Origin of the sequence: Paractinoplanes pyxinae, assembly GCF_026626335.1 — a bacterium.
Lineage (GTDB): Bacteria > Actinomycetota > Actinomycetes > Mycobacteriales > Micromonosporaceae > Actinoplanes > Actinoplanes pyxinae.
In genome coordinates this window covers 89,458-105,326 of record NZ_JAPNTZ010000019.1, presented here as the reverse complement: position 1 = coordinate 105,326, position 15,869 = coordinate 89,458, and the positions used below count along the sequence as shown (strand labels likewise).

Below are 15,869 nucleotides of genomic sequence, written 5' to 3'. Positions count from 1 at the left end.
CGGCGCCACCCTTACCCGGGAGCGCTCCCAGGCAATCCTCCGGTCAGTCGCCGGGCGGGCCGCCGGCGGCGCCGGGCTTCGGGTCGTCGGGCAGCCGCAGCGGGTCGGTCGGGAGCTCCCAGATGACGCCGGGGTCGTTGAGGGGGTTGCCGTGCCACATGCGGACCTCGATGGTCGGCTGCTGCAGATCGCCGCGGACGACCTTGGCCGGCTTGCCGTTGGCCAGGGTGAACTCGGGCAGGCTGAGGCTGGTCAGGTAGTCGCCCTCGCCGGGCTCGGCCGGCAGCAGGGCGTCGGCCAGCAGCGCCGCGTCCCAGGCCGGGATCAGATAGGTGCCCAGGTCGTTGGCGTCGCACGGCTGGCTGGTCAGCTTGGCCGCGGCGTCCAGCGGGCACGCGTTCGGCAGCTTCCCGTCCGAGACGTTGTCCGCGCGGTCGGCGCAGGCGAACGGGCCTTTCAGCCCGATGAGGCCGCCGTGCCGCTCGATCTCGCGGGTCAGAATTCCGTACGCCTGCTCGGTCAGGTCGGCGCAGCCGGGCCCACCCACGTTGTAGTTGACCGCCCAGTCCGCGTTGCTGACCGCCCGTAGCTGGTAATTGGCCATGAAGCGGCTCACCGACACGTCGGCGATCACCATGCGCGGCCGGGAGTGCCCGCACACCTCGTTGACCCGCTGCACGAATTCGCCGAAGCGGGTCCACCGGTCGGCGAAGTAGAGCACGGCCGGCGGCTGGGTTTTGTCCGACTCGCAGATGGAGTCGTCGATCCGCTCCAGGGCGGGCACGTGCCTCGCGGTCGAGCCCGGCTTCTTCTTCACCGCCGCCAGCAGGTCGTTGACCAGCGACGTCGTGTACTGGTCGGTCGGGTTGGGCTGCTGATAGATGTCCAGCCGGAAGCCGCCCTTGAACGCGTGGGCCAGCCGCTTGGCCGCGTCCTCCGCGTACTCCAGGTTCCAGGGTGCCAGCTGCAGATAGCCCGCCTTGTTGACGAACTTCTCGCCGGGCGCGCCCAGGTCGGCCAGCAGGTTGGGCGCGATGAACGGGATGCCCGCCGTGAGCAGCTTGTTGATCGCGCGCTGGGTGACGTCCCGGCTGTCGCCGCCGCCGATCACGACCACCCGGTCGCCCAGGGCGGGCCGCCGGTCGACGATCATCGAGGCGACGTCGTCGGCGTGGGCGACGTCCGGGCCGGCGTCGGCGATGACCACGTGCACCTTGTGCTTCGTGGTCTCGGCGATGTGCGTCTGGGCGTACAGGAAGGCGCGCAGCTGGTCGCGTTCGGAAGGGTAGTCGCGGCCGTCGGCGCAGCGGGCCGGATCGGACTTCAGCGGTTCGCACGAGAGCGCGCCCAGCCACACCACGGTCAGGTCGCCCGGCTTCAGCGGCTCGTTCTCGTCGAGGATGCTGCGCTGCAGTTTGGTGGTGACCGGGTCCTTGCCGAAGGCGGACGCCGCGAACACACCGGCGTCGGCGCTGTCGATCAGGCCGTAGCAGCGGCCGTCGGCGGTGGCCCGCAGCGTGGTGATGCCGTTCGAGGTGGGCAGCGTGTAGCAGTCGTTGACCACGCCGGGCAGCCACTCGTCGCGGGTCCAGCCGAGGAAGCTCAGGAACAGGGTCAGCACGGCCAGCACGGCGTGGTGGGCCGGCTTGAGGGCCGGCTGCTTGACCAGGCCGACCAGCTTGTCGGAGATGACGATGGGCAGCACGATGGCGGCCACCGAGATGCCCAGCGCCCGCGCCTCGGAGCTGCCCGAGAAGATGTCGGCGATCACGACGGTGGCCAGGGCGAACACGACTGCGATGCCGCCGAGCAGCCCGACCAGCTTGAAGTCGGCGGTCAGCGGCACGGCCACGACGGCCAGACCGATCGCGACCAGGATGGTGCCGACCCCGATGTAGCCGGTGATCGCGGCGTGCACGACCAGCACCAGCAGGGCGAGCACGGCCACCTGCCCGGGCCGGTTGCTCACCGTCAGGAAAGCGGTCAGATGCCTGGTCAGGCGCGCTTTCCGCGTCTCGGGCAGCGCGTCCGCCGCGGCAGCTGGTGCAGCGTCGGGCGCGGAAGCCGGCGCCGCAGACTCCGGCGCGGAAGCGGGCGGCGCGGCGTCGGCGGACGGTGCGGCGTCGGCGGGCGAGGCGGGCGCCGGCGCCTCGGGGGCGGGCTGGGTCATCAGCGCCCGCACCCGGCCGAAGATCCACAGCACGCCCCACAGCGCGGCCGCCCCGGCCACCACGACCACGACCGCCTGCCAGCCGGACGTGCCGGACAGCACGGCCCGCCCCAGGATGGCCGCGGCCAGCCCGACGGCGGCCACCCGCAGCAGAACATCAGAGCTCAGGAGCGAGCGCAGCAGCCTCGACCGCATCGACATCCCTCTCCGTACTGAATGGACACCCAGGGTAAAAGAACGGTGCCAGTCCGTGAGAAGTCTTGAATCGAAACATCGAGATGTATGAGATAGGGGGGACATCTCTGCTGAAGGAGCACGTCTTTGAGGAAACAGAGCACCGTCGTGCTGGCCGCCTTCTCCGCGTTCGCGCTGGTGGCGGGCCTCACGACCACGCCCGCGGCCGCCGCACCCGGCGACGTCGCGCCCCGCTCGGCCGACGCCGAACCAACCGCGTCGCTCGGCGAGGACAATCTGCCCCACCCCCTCGGTGAGCAGCGCGAGGCCGAGCGCACCGAAGCCCTGGCCAAGCTGATCGCCGGCAAAGTGACGACCGAGAAACGTACGGGATCGGAAGTTGTCAAGCTGCGGCCGGGCAAGTTCGTCGAGTTCCGGAAGAAAGAGACCAAGACCGACCCGGTGCTCACGTTCCTGGTCGAGTTCGGTGATGCGACCTACCCGGCGACGGGCGGCACGCCGGGCCCGCTGCGCAATCAGATCGCGGCCCCCGACCGTACGACCGACAATTCCACGATCTGGCGGAGCGACTTCAGCCCGGCCTACTACAAGGACCTGCTGTTCGCCAAGAACAAGGAGTCGATGGCGAACTTCTACTACAAGCAGTCCGGCGGCCGGTACACGGTGGGCGGCGACGTCAGCGACTGGGTGAAGCTGCCGTACAACGAGGCCCGCTACGGCAGCAACGAGATCGGCGAGGACGACGGCTACTGGAACTACATCAAAGACAGTGCCACTGCCTGGTACGAGTCACAGGTGGCCGCCGGCAAGACGCCGGAGCAGATCAAGGCGTACCTCAAGACGTTCGACGTGTGGGACCGCGACGACTTCGACAACGACGGCGACTTCAACGAGCCGGACGGCTACATCGACCACTTCCAGGCCATCCACGCCGGTGAGGGCGAGGAGGCGGGCGGCGGCGCCCAGGGCGCGGACGCGATCTGGTCGCACCGCTGGTACGCGTACTCCGACGACGCCGGCACCACCGGGCCCGAGGGCAACCTCGCGGGCGGCGTGCCGATCGGCGACACCGGCTTCTGGATCGGTGACTACACCACCGAGCCCGAGAACGGCGGCCTCGGCGTCTTCGCCCACGAGTACGGCCACGACCTGGGCCTGCCCGACCTGTACGACACGGCCGGCGGCGACAACGGCACCGGCTTCTGGACGCTGATGTCGGGCGGCTCGTGGCTCAACCGCGGCGGCACGACCATCGGCTCGACGCCGGGCTACATGGGCGCCTGGGAGAAGATGTTCCTCGGCTGGTCCAACTTCGTGACCGTCAAGCCGGGCAAGAGCAAGCTGGTGACCCTGGGCTCGGCCGCCAACGCGGAGACCAGCCTGCTGCCCGAGGCGGTCGTGGTGCCGCTGGCCGACGGCTCGTACTACGCGGCTGAGTACCGGTCGTACACCGGCTACGACGAGACGCTCAAGACCGGCCCGTACCTCTTCGGCTGGCAGAACACCGAGCCCAAGCGGGTGGAGCGCTTCCCGTACCAAGACGGCCTGCTGGTCTGGTACGTCAACCCGGCCGCCGGGAACAACAACACGAGCCGCCACCCCGGCACGGGCCTGACGCTGCCGGTCGACGCGCGGCCCACGCCGGTCGTCTTCCCCGACGGCACCCTGCTCACCAACCGCCGCCAGCCCTTCGACGCCACGTTCGGCCTGCAGAAGACCGACCCGGTGACCTTCCACCGCAACGGCGTCCCGGTGTCGGTGCCCCAGCAGCCGGCCAAGCCGGTGTTCGACGACTCCGACCCGCTGGCCTACTGGAATGCGGCCAACCCGCAGAACTCGGTCAAGGTGGCCGGGGCCGGCGTCAAGATCGAGGTCAAGACGCAGATCACGGGCCTCATCCCGGTGATGACGGTCAAGGTCACCCCGCCCAAGGCGTGACCCGGCGCGCGCCGGGCCGCCTGCGGCCCGGCGCGCCTCACCGGTCGAGCACGATGTCCGGGAAGTGTTTGCGGATCACCTCGGCCGCCTGGCGGATCTCGCCGGCCGCGGCCCGCTGGTGGTGCCCGGCCAGCCCGGTGGCCAGGTCGTGGTTGCTGCCGGCGAGGACGTCGTAGACCCGCGCCTGCTCGTCCAGGATGCTCAGCGCCGTCCACAGCGCTTCCTCCACCTTGTCCTGCTGGGCGGCCAGCAGGCTCTGCGGCGACCAGATGTGCCCGGTGTGGCACGTGTAGTGGACGACGCCCCGGGATTCGACGACGTTCATGCCGCCCGTGCAGTCGGGACAGCTCAGCGCGGCCGGGCGGCCGGGCCGCCGGTCGGGGCCGCCTTCGGCGTATTTCTCGGCCATGTCGGTTTCCGTGATGAGGTCGGTGTCCGGGCGGAACGGGATCGGCTCGATCCGCTCGGCCAGCAGGTTCTGAATCCCGTAAGCGATGTCCTTGCCGGGCAGAACCTCGGCGCCCGGGACGACGGCCAGGGCCGCTCGCGGCATGCTCGGGTGAATGGCGTCGGCCGGGTCCTGCACGATGCAGGCGCCCCCGGCCGCGTCGATGGCCGCGAATCCGACGGCGCCGTCGTCCAGACTGCCCGACAACTGCACGGCAACCGCGCGCGGCCCCCGCCAGCGGGCCGCGCTGCGGAACAGTGCGTCAACGGACGGCCGGGACCGGTTCTGCTTCGGGGCGGCGCTGGTCAGCATCGACCCGTCGCGGACGAGCAGATGCCGCCCGGGCCGGGCCACGTAGATCCGGCCGGCCTCGAGCGGCGCCTCGTTCTCGGCGGCGGACACCGGCAGCGGTCCGTACCGGCCCAGCACCCGCACAAGACCGCTCGGGTCGTGGGCCGACGTGTGCAGGACGATCAGGACAGCCGCGGGCAGTTCGGCCGGGAGGCCGCCGAGAATCTGCTGCAACACCTCGAGGGCGCCGGCCGAACCGCCGAGCAGAACAAGGTCACGCTGATAGTGCTGGTCGGCCGTCACCGTCGAGGTGTCCCCAGGAACGGGCCGGATAAACGTTTGAGAGGTCCTCCCGTCCGGTACTCGGCCCGGATGACACGCATCCTGGCCGCGGCGGTGGTCGTGGCGGGTGGTCTGGTGGTGGCCCGGCGGCTGGCCAGGCGGCGGCGTGCCGTCGCGCCCGCCGCCGACCGGCGCTGGCACTCCTTGACCGTGTATCGGACGCTCGACGAGGTGAGCGCCAATCTGCCGGACCGTCTGCGCACGCTCGAGGTGCAGCTCAGGTCGGCGCCGGGCGGCCGCGGCACCGAACTGCGGGTGCGGGCGGCCGGCGCCGGGCTGCCCGCCGGCGAGGTGGAGCGGATCCTGCGGCTGAGCCGGTCGCTGCTCGAGGTGGGCGAGGTGCTGAGGTGAGAGCTCTTCAGTGGCAGGGCCCGAACCAGCTGGCCGTCGGCGAGGTGCCGGATCCCCGGATCCGCACCCGCGGGGACATCGTCGTCAGGGTGCGCCAGTCGGTCACCTGCGGCTCGGACCTGCACGTGCTGGGCGGCTCCAACCCGTACGTGGAAAAGGGTGACGTTCTCGGGCACGAGTTCGTCGGCGAGGTCGTCGAGCACGGGCCGGACGTGCAGCGGCACCGCAAGGGCGACCGGGTGGTGGTGGCGTCGTTCATTGCCTGCGGCCGGTGCTGGTTCTGCTCGCAGCGCGAGTACTCGCTGTGCGACAACGGCGGCTGCTTCGGCTTCTCGCACGCGGGCAGCCACGCCGAGTACGTGCGGGTGCCGTTCGCCGACGTGGGGGCGTTCACCGTGCCCGACGAGATCACCGACGAGCGGGCGCTGTTCGCGTCGGACTCGGCCGCGACCGGCTGGATGGGCGCCGACATGGCCGGCGTGAAGGTGGGCGACGTGGTCGCGGTGTGGGGCGCGGGCGCGGTCGGCCAGCTGGCGGCGCGGGCGGCGATCCTGCTGGGCGCGGACCGGGTAATGGTCATCGACCGGCACGAGAACCGCCTGCACCAGGCGGAGAAGCACATCGGGGCCGAGACGATCAATTGCGACCGTACGGACGTCGGGGCGGAACTGCTCGACCGGAGCGGCGGCCGCGGTCCCGACGTGTGCCTCGAGGCGGCCGGGGAGCTCACCGCCGTCCGCGAAGCCGTGCAGTTGTGCCGGAAAGGCGGGTCGGTCTTCGTGCTGGGCCTGTTCGCCGGCGCCATGGACAAGTTCCCGCTCGGCTCGGTGACGAGCAACGGCCTGACCGTCCGAAGTGCCCGGATGCACGGCCAGCGCTACATCCCGATGCTGCTGCAGCGCATGGCCAAGGGCGAGCTCACCACCGAGCACCTGGCCACCCACGTGCTGCCGCTGACCCAGGCGCCCGAGGGCTACCGCCTGTTCAGGACGAGGGAGGACGGCTGCGTGCGCTCGGTGTTCCTGCCGTAGGTTTCTGATAGACGAGCTCCATGGTGTCGGTGAAGCCCGACCAGCGCAGGGTGAACCGCCAGCACCCGGCCTCCGGCACGTCGATGACGGACGGCCCGGGACCGCCGCCGACCTGCTGCTCGACCGTCCGGGTGGAACCGTCGAGCTGCGCCGTGACGAGCAGGGGATCACCGGTGATAGGCGGGCGCGAGACCCACAGGATCTTGTTGTTGCGGCCGTTCTCGGGCGGGCTGCTCAGCGGCGCCCCGAAGACCACGGCCAGGATGTCGCCCGCGGCCCCGTAGACGTGCGGCGGCCCGGCGCCGTCACCGCTGAAGCCGGCCCGAGCCCACTCGGGAAGGGCGTCATTGCGTACGGGCGAGCCGCACGCCTTGTTCTGCGGGGCCGGCTCTTCCGGGGCGCTGCAGCCGCCCAGCACCAGCACCGCCACAACAGCGACGACAGTTCTCATGCCTCACCGACACCGCCCGCGACCTCACGGTTCCCGGCCTTGACGGCGGCGCCCTGGATGACCACCTCCAGGCAGTCGCGGAACAGGTCGTCCACCGTGCGGCCGGGTTCGAAGTACTCGGCGATGGCGGCGACCGCGGTCGGGTGGTCGACGGTGAAGGTGGCCATGGGCGGTGACCAGCGCCGCCTTGTTGGGCACATGCCAGTAAAGGGCGGCGACTGCACACCGAGCCGAGCAGCGAGTTTGCACGTGGTCACCGTAAGCAGTCTTCACAGATCGATGTGAGGCTATGTACGGTCGGGGGATGCGGAACCGACTTGCTGTGCTTCTTGCCTGTGCGCTGCCGCTGAGTCTCGCGTCGGCGCCGGCCGTGGCGGCGCCTCCGGCCGTCGCGCTCACCAGTGTGATCCCGGCGCCCGTCGCGGTGAACCCGCACGGGCCGGGGTTCCGGCTGACCGGGCGCACGGTGATCGAGGCGCCGCGGTCGGCCCGGCCGGTGGCCGACCGGCTGGCCGAGGCCGTGCGTGAGGCGACCGGGTATCGGCTGGCCGTCGTCGGGCACGCGCCCCGGCACGCGGCGGCGATCCGGCTGGCGCCGGGGCGGACCGGGGGCGAGGGGTACGAGCTGAGCGTCGGCCGCGACGGCGTCTCGATCCGGTCGGGTGGCAACGCGGGGCTGTTCAACGGGGTGCAGACGCTGCGGCAACTGCTGCCGCTGCGGGCGCCGTACGCCATCGCGGGTGGGGAGATCGTGGACAAGCCGCGGTTCGCCTACCGCGGCGTCCACCTTGACCTGGCCCGGCACTTCCACACGCCGGATGAGGTGAAGCGGTACATCGACGAGATCAGCCAGTTCAAGGTCAATTACCTGCACCTGCACCTGTCGGACGACCAGGGGTGGCGCATCCAGATCGACTCGTGGCCGCGGCTGACCACCGTGGGCGGGGCGGCGGGCACCGGCGTCGATGGTGTCGGCGGCGGTTACCTGACCAAGGCGCAATACCGTGACCTCGTACGGTATGCGGCCTCTCGCCACGTGACGATCGTGCCCGAGATCGACATGCCCGGGCACGTCAACGCGGCCCAGGTCGCCTACCCCGAGCTCACCTGTGACGGCGTCGCGCCGCCGCCGCGCACGGACACGGCCGTCGGGTACAGCTCGCTGTGCATCGGCAAAGAGATCACCTACCGCTTCGTCGAGGACGTGATCCGCGAGCTGGCCGCGATGACGCCCGGCCCGCTGATCCACATCGGCGGCGACGAGGCGCACGCCACGCCCCAGGCCGACTACATCGCGTTCCAGGAGCGGGTGCTCCCGCTGGTCAAGAAGTACGGCAAGACCGCGTACGGATGGAACGAGATCACCCAGGCGCCGGCCAGCCACACCGCGATCGCGCAGTACTGGGACACCAGCACCACCAACCCGACCGTGGCCGCGGCGGTCGCGGCCGGCACCAAGGTGATCATGTCCCCGGCCAACCGGACGTACCTCGACATGAAGTACGACCCGTCGACCCGGCTCGGCCTGAGCTGGGCCGGCTACATCGAGGTCCGCACCGCGTACGACTGGGACCCCGGCACCCACGTGACCGGGGTGCCCGAAAGCGCGGTGCTGGGCATCGAGGCCCCGCTGTGGTCCGAGACCCTGCGCAGCATCGAGGACATCGAGTTCATGGCGTTCCCCCGCCTGGCCGCCGTGGCCGAACTCGGCTGGTCCCCGACGCGCGACTGGGAATCCTTCCGTACGAGGCTCGGCGCCTACGGCCCCCGCTGGACCGCCCGCGGCGTCGACTTCTATCCGTCCCCGCAGATTCCCTGGACGACCGGCTAGCGCAGGGGACGGAAGGCGGCTCGCAGCTCCTCGGTGAACAGGACGGGCTCCTCCCACGCGGCGAAGTGGCCGCCGCGGGCCGCCTCATGGAAGTACGCGACGCCGGGGTAGACCGTCTCGACCCAGCTGCGCGGGGCGGCCCAGATCTCGTCGGGGAACGTGGTGAAGGCGACCGGCACCCGGGTCGGCGGTGGCGCGTGGCCTGCCGCCGCGGCCAGGAAGCGCCCGAACTCCCAGTACCAGCGGGCGGCCGAGGCGCCGGTGCCGGTCAGCCAGTACAGGGTGATGTTGTCGAGGATGGTGTCGCGGGTCAGGCCGCCGGTCGGCTGCTTGTCGACGAAGGCCTGGGACATCTTGTAGTAGCTGTCGGTGTCGTGGTCGAGCATCCAGGCGGCCAGCCCGATGGGCGAGTCGAGCAGGGAGTAGCCGATCGTCTGCGGGCGGGTCGACTGCTCCAGGAAGTAGCCGAAGCCGTCGGTCATGAAGGCGGCCAGCTTCTCGTGCGCCTTCTTCTCCGGCTCGGACTGAGCCGGCAGCAGATCCTTGATGCCGAGGGCGCCGGCCAGCAGGTTGACGTGGATGCCGAGCAGGCCGTCGGGACCCTGACGGCCCATGGCGTCGGTCACGGCGGCGCCGACATCACCGCCCTGAGCCACGTAGCGGGTGTAGCCGAGCTCGTTCATGAGCCGGGCCCAGGCCTGCGCGATCCGGCCGTTCTCCCAGCCCAGCTCGGCCGGTGTGCCCGAGAAGCCGTACCCGGGCAAGGACGGCAGCACCAGGTGGAACGCGTCATCGGCCGAGCCGCCGTGCGCCGTCGGGTCGGTGAGCGGGCCGACCGTGCCCAGCAGCTCGACGATCGAGCCGGGCCAGCCGTGGGTCATGATCAGGGGCAGGGCGTTCTCGTGCGGCGACCGTACGTGGACGTAGTGCAGGCCGACGCCGTCGATCTCGGTCGTGAACTGGGGCAGGGCGTTCAGCCGGGCCTCGAACGCGCGCCAGTCGTGATCGTTGGTCCAGTAGCGGGCCAGCTCCTGAACGGTCGCGAGCTGCACCCCCTGCGAACGGTCGGTGACCAGCTCGCGGCCCGGCCAGCGGGTGGCGGCGATCCGGCGGTGCAGGTCGGCGATCTTCTCTTCCGGTGTGACCAGGGTGAATGGCTGCATAGTGTCCTCCCGACCGATGATGAGGACACGAACTGCGCGTCCGCGCCTCATCCCGGGCGGATGAATTTCGGCAGCCTCAACTGAAGATCGACGACGCCCATTCCGGGTGGTCGATGAACGGGTTGCGGTTGTGCTGGTACGACGCGTAGATGATCTGGTTGCGGTTGCGCTCGAAGGCATCCGGCGGATCCTGCGCGTTCCACTGCAGCAGGGCCGAGACACGACCGATCCGGGGCGCCGTGCCGCTGCCGGTGGCGTTGTCGACCTCGAGATCGGGCCACGAGTCGCCGCCCTCGTAGCGGACGGCCATGTAGAAGATCATGCGGGCCACGTCGCCCTTGACGGCGTTGCGGGGCTCCCAGGAGTCACCGTCGGTGAAGTTGCCGGGGGCGCTCGCCACCGCCGAGCCGCCGTTGTCGAAGTCCTTGTTGTCGCGCAGCGAGTTGACGCCGACGTCCTCGGGGCGCAGGTGATGCAGATCGGTGCCCGGTCCGGCGGCGGTGCCGAAGTCGCCGTGGGACTTGGCCCAGACGTGCTCGCGGTTCCAGTTGCCGCTGTTGCCGCCGTTGAGCGACTTGGCCCGGCTGGTCCCCGAGTACAGCAGGATCACGTTGTTCGCATTGGCCGGATCCTGGTCGGTGGCCTTGAGGGCGTTCCAGACCGCGTCGTACGAGAGAGTGGTCACGCCCCGCGAGATGATCGTGTGCAGCGCGGTCTTGAGCTGCTCGCCGCTCTTGCCCTCCGCCGCCGCGTAGTAGGAGCCGGTCGGGGGCGGGGTGGTCGGCGTCGTCGGTGGCGTGGTGCCGCCGCCGGCGGTCATCGCGGTCGGCGACTTGAGACCCGGGTGCGAGAAGTACGCGGTGAGAGTGCCCGTCACCGTGATGGGATCGCCGAGCAGGCCGGGGTTCGTGCGCAGCCCGAACGACGAGCGGTACGAGCTGGTCACCTGCACGTAGAGCATGCGGGCGGTTGCGGTCTCGCCGCTGCTGTCGGCCAGCGCGATGGCCGTGTCCCCGGTGAAGCCGCTCGTGCGGACGGTGCTGGTGGCGGTCGGTTCGCCCACGACATAGCCGCGGACCGTGCCGGTGCCGCTCTGGCTGCTGATCGCCTGCGCGCCGTCAGCGTGGCGGCGGCCAGACTGGCCGGCACCTGCACGAGCGTGATCGCCAGCGCCAGCAGCGCGACGGAAGATATCGCAACACGTCGATACATGAGCTCAGTATGGGGAGCCGTCGGTGAATCGCCGCCATATCGGTCTTGTCATACGGGTGTACCTTTCTCGGCATGACATGGCTGGACGCGATCTGGTTCCTGGTCAGCATGCTGACCGAGGCCGGGCCGTCCGGGCTGGCTGGGCTGCTGCTGCTCGCCGCGCTGGCGACCGGCCTGGTGCTGCTGTTCCGCGGCGGCGCTGCCGAGCGGGGTGCTCACGCCGGCCGTGCCTTGCGCATCAGGGCCGCGCGCGCAGGTGTGCCGCGCTACCGAGATCCTGATGCCGCGGGCCGCACGCGCCCGAGAGGACCCACCGCACGGCCCTCGGCGGCCGTGTGATCAAGGCGCTCCTCGAAGAAGCGCCTCTGAACTGACGTTCGGCCGCCCCAAGATGCCCATCCACCGCATCGAAGGGTCGTTCCGTCGTGTCCATTTTCTATTCCGGTATCTCCGCACTTCTGATCTTCTGGCACTCCGTCTGGGAAGCCCTGCTGGGCGTCTCCGACTGGTCGTGGGTGCTGGGCATCGTCTTCCTCGTCGTCACCGTCCGGGCGGCGCTGCTGCCCCTCTATGTGCGCCAATACCGCTCGCAGCAGGCGATGCAGCGCCTTCAGCCCGAGATCCGCGAACTGCAGCAGAAACACAAGGGCGACGCCATGGCGCTGGGCACCGAAGTGTCAGCCCTTTACAAACGTGAGCGAGTCAGCCCGTACGCAAGTTTTGTGCCTTTGCTTGTTCAGATCCCCGTGTTTCTGGCGCTGTTCCACGTGCTGCGCCACCTGCGTCCGAGCATCACCGACCCGGCCACCCAGACGCTCTACGGCTGGACGGCCACCCAGTTCCACGACGCCTCGCACGCGCTGCTGCTGGGTGCCCCGCTCGCCTCGAGCTTCAGCAGCGGCGGCGTCACCATGATCGTGGCCGCCGTGCTGATCGCGGCCATGGTCGTGACCACGTTCCTCACCACCCGGCTGTCGATGAGGAACAGCACGCCCGGCGACGACCCCACCCAGCGCCTGATGCGGCTGCTGATGACGTACGGGGTTCCGCTCTCGCTGCTCGTCTCGGGCGTCATCTTCCCGGTGGGCGTGCTGCTCTACTGGACCACCCAGAACGTGTTCGCGCTGGCCCAGCAGGCGTGGCTGATGCGCGGCCGCGAGAAGGTCAGTCCTCCACTCGGAAGCCGATCTTCAGCCTGACCTGGAAGTGCGCGACGTCGCCGTCCACGACCTGACCACGGATCTCTTGCGCCTCGAACCACTCGATGTTCCGCACGGTCTGCGACGCCTTGGCGACAGCCGTGCGGATCGCGTCGTCGATGCTGGTCGGACTGCTCCCGACGACCTCGCTGAGCCGATACACGTGATTGGTCATGACAGCCTCCTCGCTGAGGGATCTCCCGCTCACTCAACCAGACCGGCGCGGTGAGCGGGAGAGACTGCCGATCCCGGACCGGGCCGGGCAGTTCTCAGTCGTGGACGATTTCCTTCAGCATCGTCCGGTGCAGGGCTTCGGCGTACGGCTTGAATTCCTGCTCCAGAGCGGAGGCCTCGGACTCGGTCAGGTGTACGGCGGAAACCTGGGGTGGTCGGGCCGACAGCCACTGGTGACGGCGGCCAGGGGCCGGGTGAGTGGCGAAGAGCGAGGCTTCCGTACGGATGGAGAGCTGGCGCCGGGCCGGGGCGCCGGCCGATTCACGCTCCCGCACCGCGTGCAGCATCCGCCGCCAGCGCAGGGCGGCCTCGCCCTTGGGCACGTGATGCTGAACGAAGCCGGTGAGAACCGGCACCGCGGCCAGCACGTCGACCAGGCGGAGCGCGGCCTCGGTGCCGGCGGCCCGGGCGGCCAGGTCGTCGGCCCGCAACTCGACCGTACGCTGATCACGAGCGGACAATCGGTTGATCGCCACGTGGACGGCGAACAGCAGCCAGGAGACCACGCCGCCGGTGAGCTGCCAGATCAGCAGGCCGGCCAGCTGAATGCTGGGGCCCAGCTCCCAGGGCGAGACGGCCGGCGGCCGGATCAGCTCGGACAGGCGGCCGAACGAGTCCCGGGCCGGCGCCGTGAGCAGTCCGCGGCGGGTGTCGGCGTACTTGAGGTGACCCAGCTCGTGGCCGAGCAGCGCGACCACCTCGGCCGGGCGCAACGCCAGCAGAAGCTGGACGCCGAGGATCAGCACCCGGCGCGGGCGCGGTCCTGTGGTGAGCACGCCGGCGTTCCAGCCGAAGGTGATCAGCACAGCGTCGGGTCGCGGCGTCTCGAGCCGGTCGGCGATGCGCTCCATCACCTCGTACAGGGTCGGCGCCTGCGCCGGCTCGACCTGATAGCTCGTCGTCAGCAACGGCTTGAATCGCTGGAACCGCGGACGCAGCACGGCCGCGAAGCCGAGCAGAAGCAGGCCGATGACGATCGGCCAGAACGGGCCGCCGGCGACGATCAGCCACAGCCCGCCGGCGATCGCGGCGACCATCGCGGCCATGACCACGGCCGAGATCCCCACCAGGACGCGATAGTCGTTGCGGCCGACCGGTTCCGGGTCGGTGGACTCGGCGAGCAGGCGGTCCGAGCGGTAACCGGCCCGGCGGTCGGCGGCCGCCATCCGGTTCCAGAACCAGCTGTAGCGGGGCTCGCCCGGGAAGTGGTCGAGGTTCCACTCGCAGGCCGAGCACCACGGCGCCTCGTCGGGCGCGGTGGCGAGCTGCGTGCCGCACTCAGGGCACGACGGCTCCAAGGTCGTCGATGTCACGGCGGCCATGATGATCGATGCCGCCACTGTGGGCAATACCGGTCACGTTATCCGTTCGGCCAGCGCCGCCCGCGACGCCGGGGCGGGGAACGGATCGGCGAAGTACTGGCGCTCGCGCACGACGTGCCCGTCGGCGAACTCCATGATGCTCACCGAGTAGGACGGCGCGCCGTCGTAGGTGATGATGCATTCGCTGACCCACAGGCTCCCGCCGCCGACGATGCGTTCGACGGTGAAGTGCCGGGTGGCCGGGTGCCCGCCCCGCTGGGCGGCGATGGTGGCCCGGCCCCGGAACCGCTCGCCCGACTGCGGATACTCGAGCACGGCATCCTCGGCGTAGACGGCATGCTCGGCTACGGTGTCACCCGCCTCCGAGGCCCGCCAGTGCTCCTCGATCGCCGCCCTGATCTTCGCATCGGCATCCATCGCAGCGTCCCTCCGCGCGCGCCCGGCAGTCAGCGCGAGCCTAGGCCCGTTCGCGCGGGACCACCAAGGGGGTGATCCCCCGCCGGCGACTGTCCGATTTGTCCGGCCAGACGGTAGCGTGAGCCTCGTGCTCCGTTCCGGTTCTCCGCGACGAAAGCTGCGCCTCCCGGGGTCCGCGCAACCGCCGGTCACTGCCGAGAAGAGGTCGTTCCTGCCGCAGACCGTGTCCGTTCTGACGGCGATCACGGCGGTGCTGGCCATCGTGATCTCGTGGCTCACCCTCAGGATGAATCGGGACGCGCAGTTCTCGACCCGGTACACCAGCGCGGTCGAACAGTTCGGCAACGGCAACGAGCTCACCCGGACCGGCGGCATCTATCTGCTCGGGCGGCTGGCCGTCGAGTCGTCCGACGACCGGTCGATCATCATCGACATGCTGACCGACTACGTGAAGCAGAAGACCGGGCTGGGCAACGCCGACCCCGCGGTGTGTCACACCCGCAGCGCTCCGGCCCCGGACGTCGTGGCGGCCCTGCGGGTGCTGTTCTTCCGGATCGGCCGGGAACCCGGCGACAAGCGGATCGATCTGCGCCGGGTCTGCCTCGTCGGCGTCGAGATGCCGGGCGCCGACCTGACCTGCGTACGCCTGGACCAGTCGGTCATCCGGTCCGCGGTCTTCGACAATGCGAAGCTGGTCGACGCCTCGTTGGAGTATGTGTCGTTCGCCGGGAGCAGCCTCATCGGGGCCGATCTGACCCGGGCGGTCGCCTTCGGCGCCGACTTCACCAACGTCAACACGTACGGGCGCACCGACCTGACCGGCGCCCGGCTGCGCGAGGCCGAACTGGCCGAGGCGAAGCTGGCGGGGGCCGACCTGACCGGCGCCGATCTCACGCGGGCCCGGCTGGACGACGCCGACCTCACGGACGCCGACGTCAGCGGCGCCCGCCTGGCGACCTATCTCGGCCGGATCAAGCATCTGCCGCCGGGCGCCGACCGGTCGGGCGCGCTGGCCTCGGCGACCGCGCTCGCCGTACCTGACCCCGCACGGGTGTGTGCCTGAGCAACCACCGGACGACGAGACCCTGGCCGTCCTACGCTGCCCACATTCACCTTCGCAAACGTACACAGACAGGGGCTGGCGATGGCGTCCGAGGCGCGACCCGCGAAACTTCCCGGCACCGGCGACGAGGCTCCGTGTGCCGGCTACTGGCAGCCGCAGTGCAAGCAGCAGGCGGCACGATTTCTGCGGAAGAGCGAGCGCTTCCCGCGAT

Annotated in this window: 16 protein-coding genes; 7 read left to right on the top strand and 9 right to left on the bottom strand. The window is 70.4% G+C overall.

Annotated features, from left to right (window positions below; translation table 11 throughout):
- Nucleotides 1-43: 43 nt before the first annotated feature.
- The gene (locus tag OWR29_RS40355; RefSeq protein ID WP_267568856.1) at nt 44-2,365 is read right to left on the bottom strand and encodes a hypothetical protein; all 2,322 of its coding nucleotides are present in this window, start codon (nt 2,363-2,365) and stop codon (nt 44-46) included.
- 126 nt (nt 2,366-2,491) lie between these two features.
- Here OWR29_RS40355 and OWR29_RS40350 point away from each other — a divergent pair, with 126 nt between their 5' ends.
- On the top strand, nt 2,492-4,303 hold the full coding sequence (locus OWR29_RS40350) for an immune inhibitor A domain-containing protein (RefSeq protein ID WP_267568855.1): 1,812 nt from the start codon (nt 2,492-2,494) through the stop codon (nt 4,301-4,303).
- A 37-nt stretch (nt 4,304-4,340) separates the two neighbouring features.
- Here the strand turns inward: OWR29_RS40350 and OWR29_RS40345 are convergent, their stop codons facing one another.
- On the bottom strand, nt 4,341-5,345 hold the full coding sequence (locus tag OWR29_RS40345; protein ID WP_267568853.1) for a chemotaxis protein CheB: 1,005 nt from the start codon (nt 5,343-5,345) through the stop codon (nt 4,341-4,343).
- A 69-nt stretch (nt 5,346-5,414) separates the two neighbouring features.
- Here OWR29_RS40345 and OWR29_RS40340 point away from each other — a divergent pair, with 69 nt between their 5' ends.
- Nucleotides 5,415-5,735, top strand: coding sequence for a hypothetical protein (locus tag OWR29_RS40340; RefSeq protein ID WP_267568852.1), 321 nt, complete (start codon nt 5,415-5,417; stop codon nt 5,733-5,735).
- The gene (locus tag OWR29_RS40335) at nt 5,732-6,766 is read left to right on the top strand and encodes an alcohol dehydrogenase catalytic domain-containing protein (RefSeq protein WP_267568851.1); all 1,035 of its coding nucleotides are present in this window, start codon (nt 5,732-5,734) and stop codon (nt 6,764-6,766) included. The genes OWR29_RS40340 and OWR29_RS40335 overlap by 4 nt, the downstream gene beginning before the upstream one ends.
- On the opposite strand, the gene OWR29_RS40330 is transcribed toward OWR29_RS40335, so the two are convergent.
- Together OWR29_RS40330 and OWR29_RS40325 are read right to left on the bottom strand one after the other, a co-directional pair.
- Nucleotides 6,720-7,217 (bottom strand): hypothetical protein, encoded by a 498-nt coding sequence (locus OWR29_RS40330; protein ID WP_267568850.1) that lies wholly within the window; start codon nt 7,215-7,217, stop codon nt 6,720-6,722. The two genes, OWR29_RS40335 and OWR29_RS40330, sit on opposite strands and share 47 nt — an antisense overlap.
- The gene (locus tag OWR29_RS40325) at nt 7,214-7,384 is read right to left on the bottom strand and encodes a hypothetical protein (RefSeq protein WP_267568849.1); all 171 of its coding nucleotides are present in this window, start codon (nt 7,382-7,384) and stop codon (nt 7,214-7,216) included. The genes OWR29_RS40330 and OWR29_RS40325 overlap by 4 nt, the downstream gene beginning before the upstream one ends.
- Nucleotides 7,385-7,521: 137 nt before the next feature.
- Between OWR29_RS40325 and OWR29_RS40320 the strand changes: the two genes are divergently transcribed.
- On the top strand, nt 7,522-9,048 hold the full coding sequence (locus OWR29_RS40320) for a beta-N-acetylhexosaminidase (protein WP_267568848.1): 1,527 nt from the start codon (nt 7,522-7,524) through the stop codon (nt 9,046-9,048).
- Here OWR29_RS40320 and OWR29_RS40315 read toward each other — a convergent pair.
- Both OWR29_RS40315 and OWR29_RS40310 read right to left on the bottom strand, forming a co-directional pair.
- The gene (locus OWR29_RS40315) at nt 9,045-10,211 is read right to left on the bottom strand and encodes an epoxide hydrolase family protein (protein ID WP_267568847.1); all 1,167 of its coding nucleotides are present in this window, start codon (nt 10,209-10,211) and stop codon (nt 9,045-9,047) included. The two genes, OWR29_RS40320 and OWR29_RS40315, sit on opposite strands and share 4 nt — an antisense overlap.
- A gap of 76 nt (nt 10,212-10,287) precedes the next feature.
- Entirely contained in the window at nt 10,288-11,274 is a 987-nt protein-coding gene (locus tag OWR29_RS40310; RefSeq protein ID WP_267568846.1) for an endonuclease, read from the bottom strand.
- A 221-nt stretch (nt 11,275-11,495) separates the two neighbouring features.
- Between OWR29_RS40310 and OWR29_RS40305 the strand changes: the two genes are divergently transcribed.
- Complete coding sequence (locus OWR29_RS40305; RefSeq protein ID WP_267568845.1) at nt 11,496-11,762, top strand: DUF6412 domain-containing protein; 267 nt, start codon at nt 11,496-11,498, stop codon at nt 11,760-11,762.
- 86 nt (nt 11,763-11,848) lie between these two features.
- Entirely contained in the window at nt 11,849-12,622 is a 774-nt protein-coding gene (yidC, locus tag OWR29_RS40300) for a membrane protein insertase YidC (protein WP_267568844.1), read from the top strand.
- Here yidC and OWR29_RS40295 read toward each other — a convergent pair.
- The 3 genes from OWR29_RS40295 to OWR29_RS40285 all read right to left on the bottom strand — a co-directional run bounded on the left by OWR29_RS40295 (nt 12,588) and on the right by OWR29_RS40285 (nt 14,595).
- On the bottom strand, nt 12,588-12,797 hold the full coding sequence (locus OWR29_RS40295) for a dodecin (protein ID WP_267568843.1): 210 nt from the start codon (nt 12,795-12,797) through the stop codon (nt 12,588-12,590). The genes yidC and OWR29_RS40295 overlap by 35 nt on opposite strands.
- A gap of 94 nt (nt 12,798-12,891) precedes the next feature.
- Nucleotides 12,892-14,169, bottom strand: coding sequence for a M48 family metallopeptidase (locus tag OWR29_RS40290; protein ID WP_267568842.1), 1,278 nt, complete (start codon nt 14,167-14,169; stop codon nt 12,892-12,894).
- Between the two features lie 42 nt (nt 14,170-14,211).
- Nucleotides 14,212-14,595, bottom strand: a complete 384-nt coding sequence (locus OWR29_RS40285) for a nuclear transport factor 2 family protein (protein ID WP_267568841.1) — start codon at nt 14,593-14,595, stop codon at nt 14,212-14,214.
- Nucleotides 14,596-14,722: 127 nt separating this feature from the next.
- On the opposite strand from OWR29_RS40285, the gene OWR29_RS40280 reads away from it, so the two are divergent.
- Nucleotides 14,723-15,658, top strand: coding sequence for a pentapeptide repeat-containing protein (locus OWR29_RS40280; RefSeq protein ID WP_267568840.1), 936 nt, complete (start codon nt 14,723-14,725; stop codon nt 15,656-15,658).
- Nucleotides 15,659-15,869 lie beyond the last annotated feature (211 nt).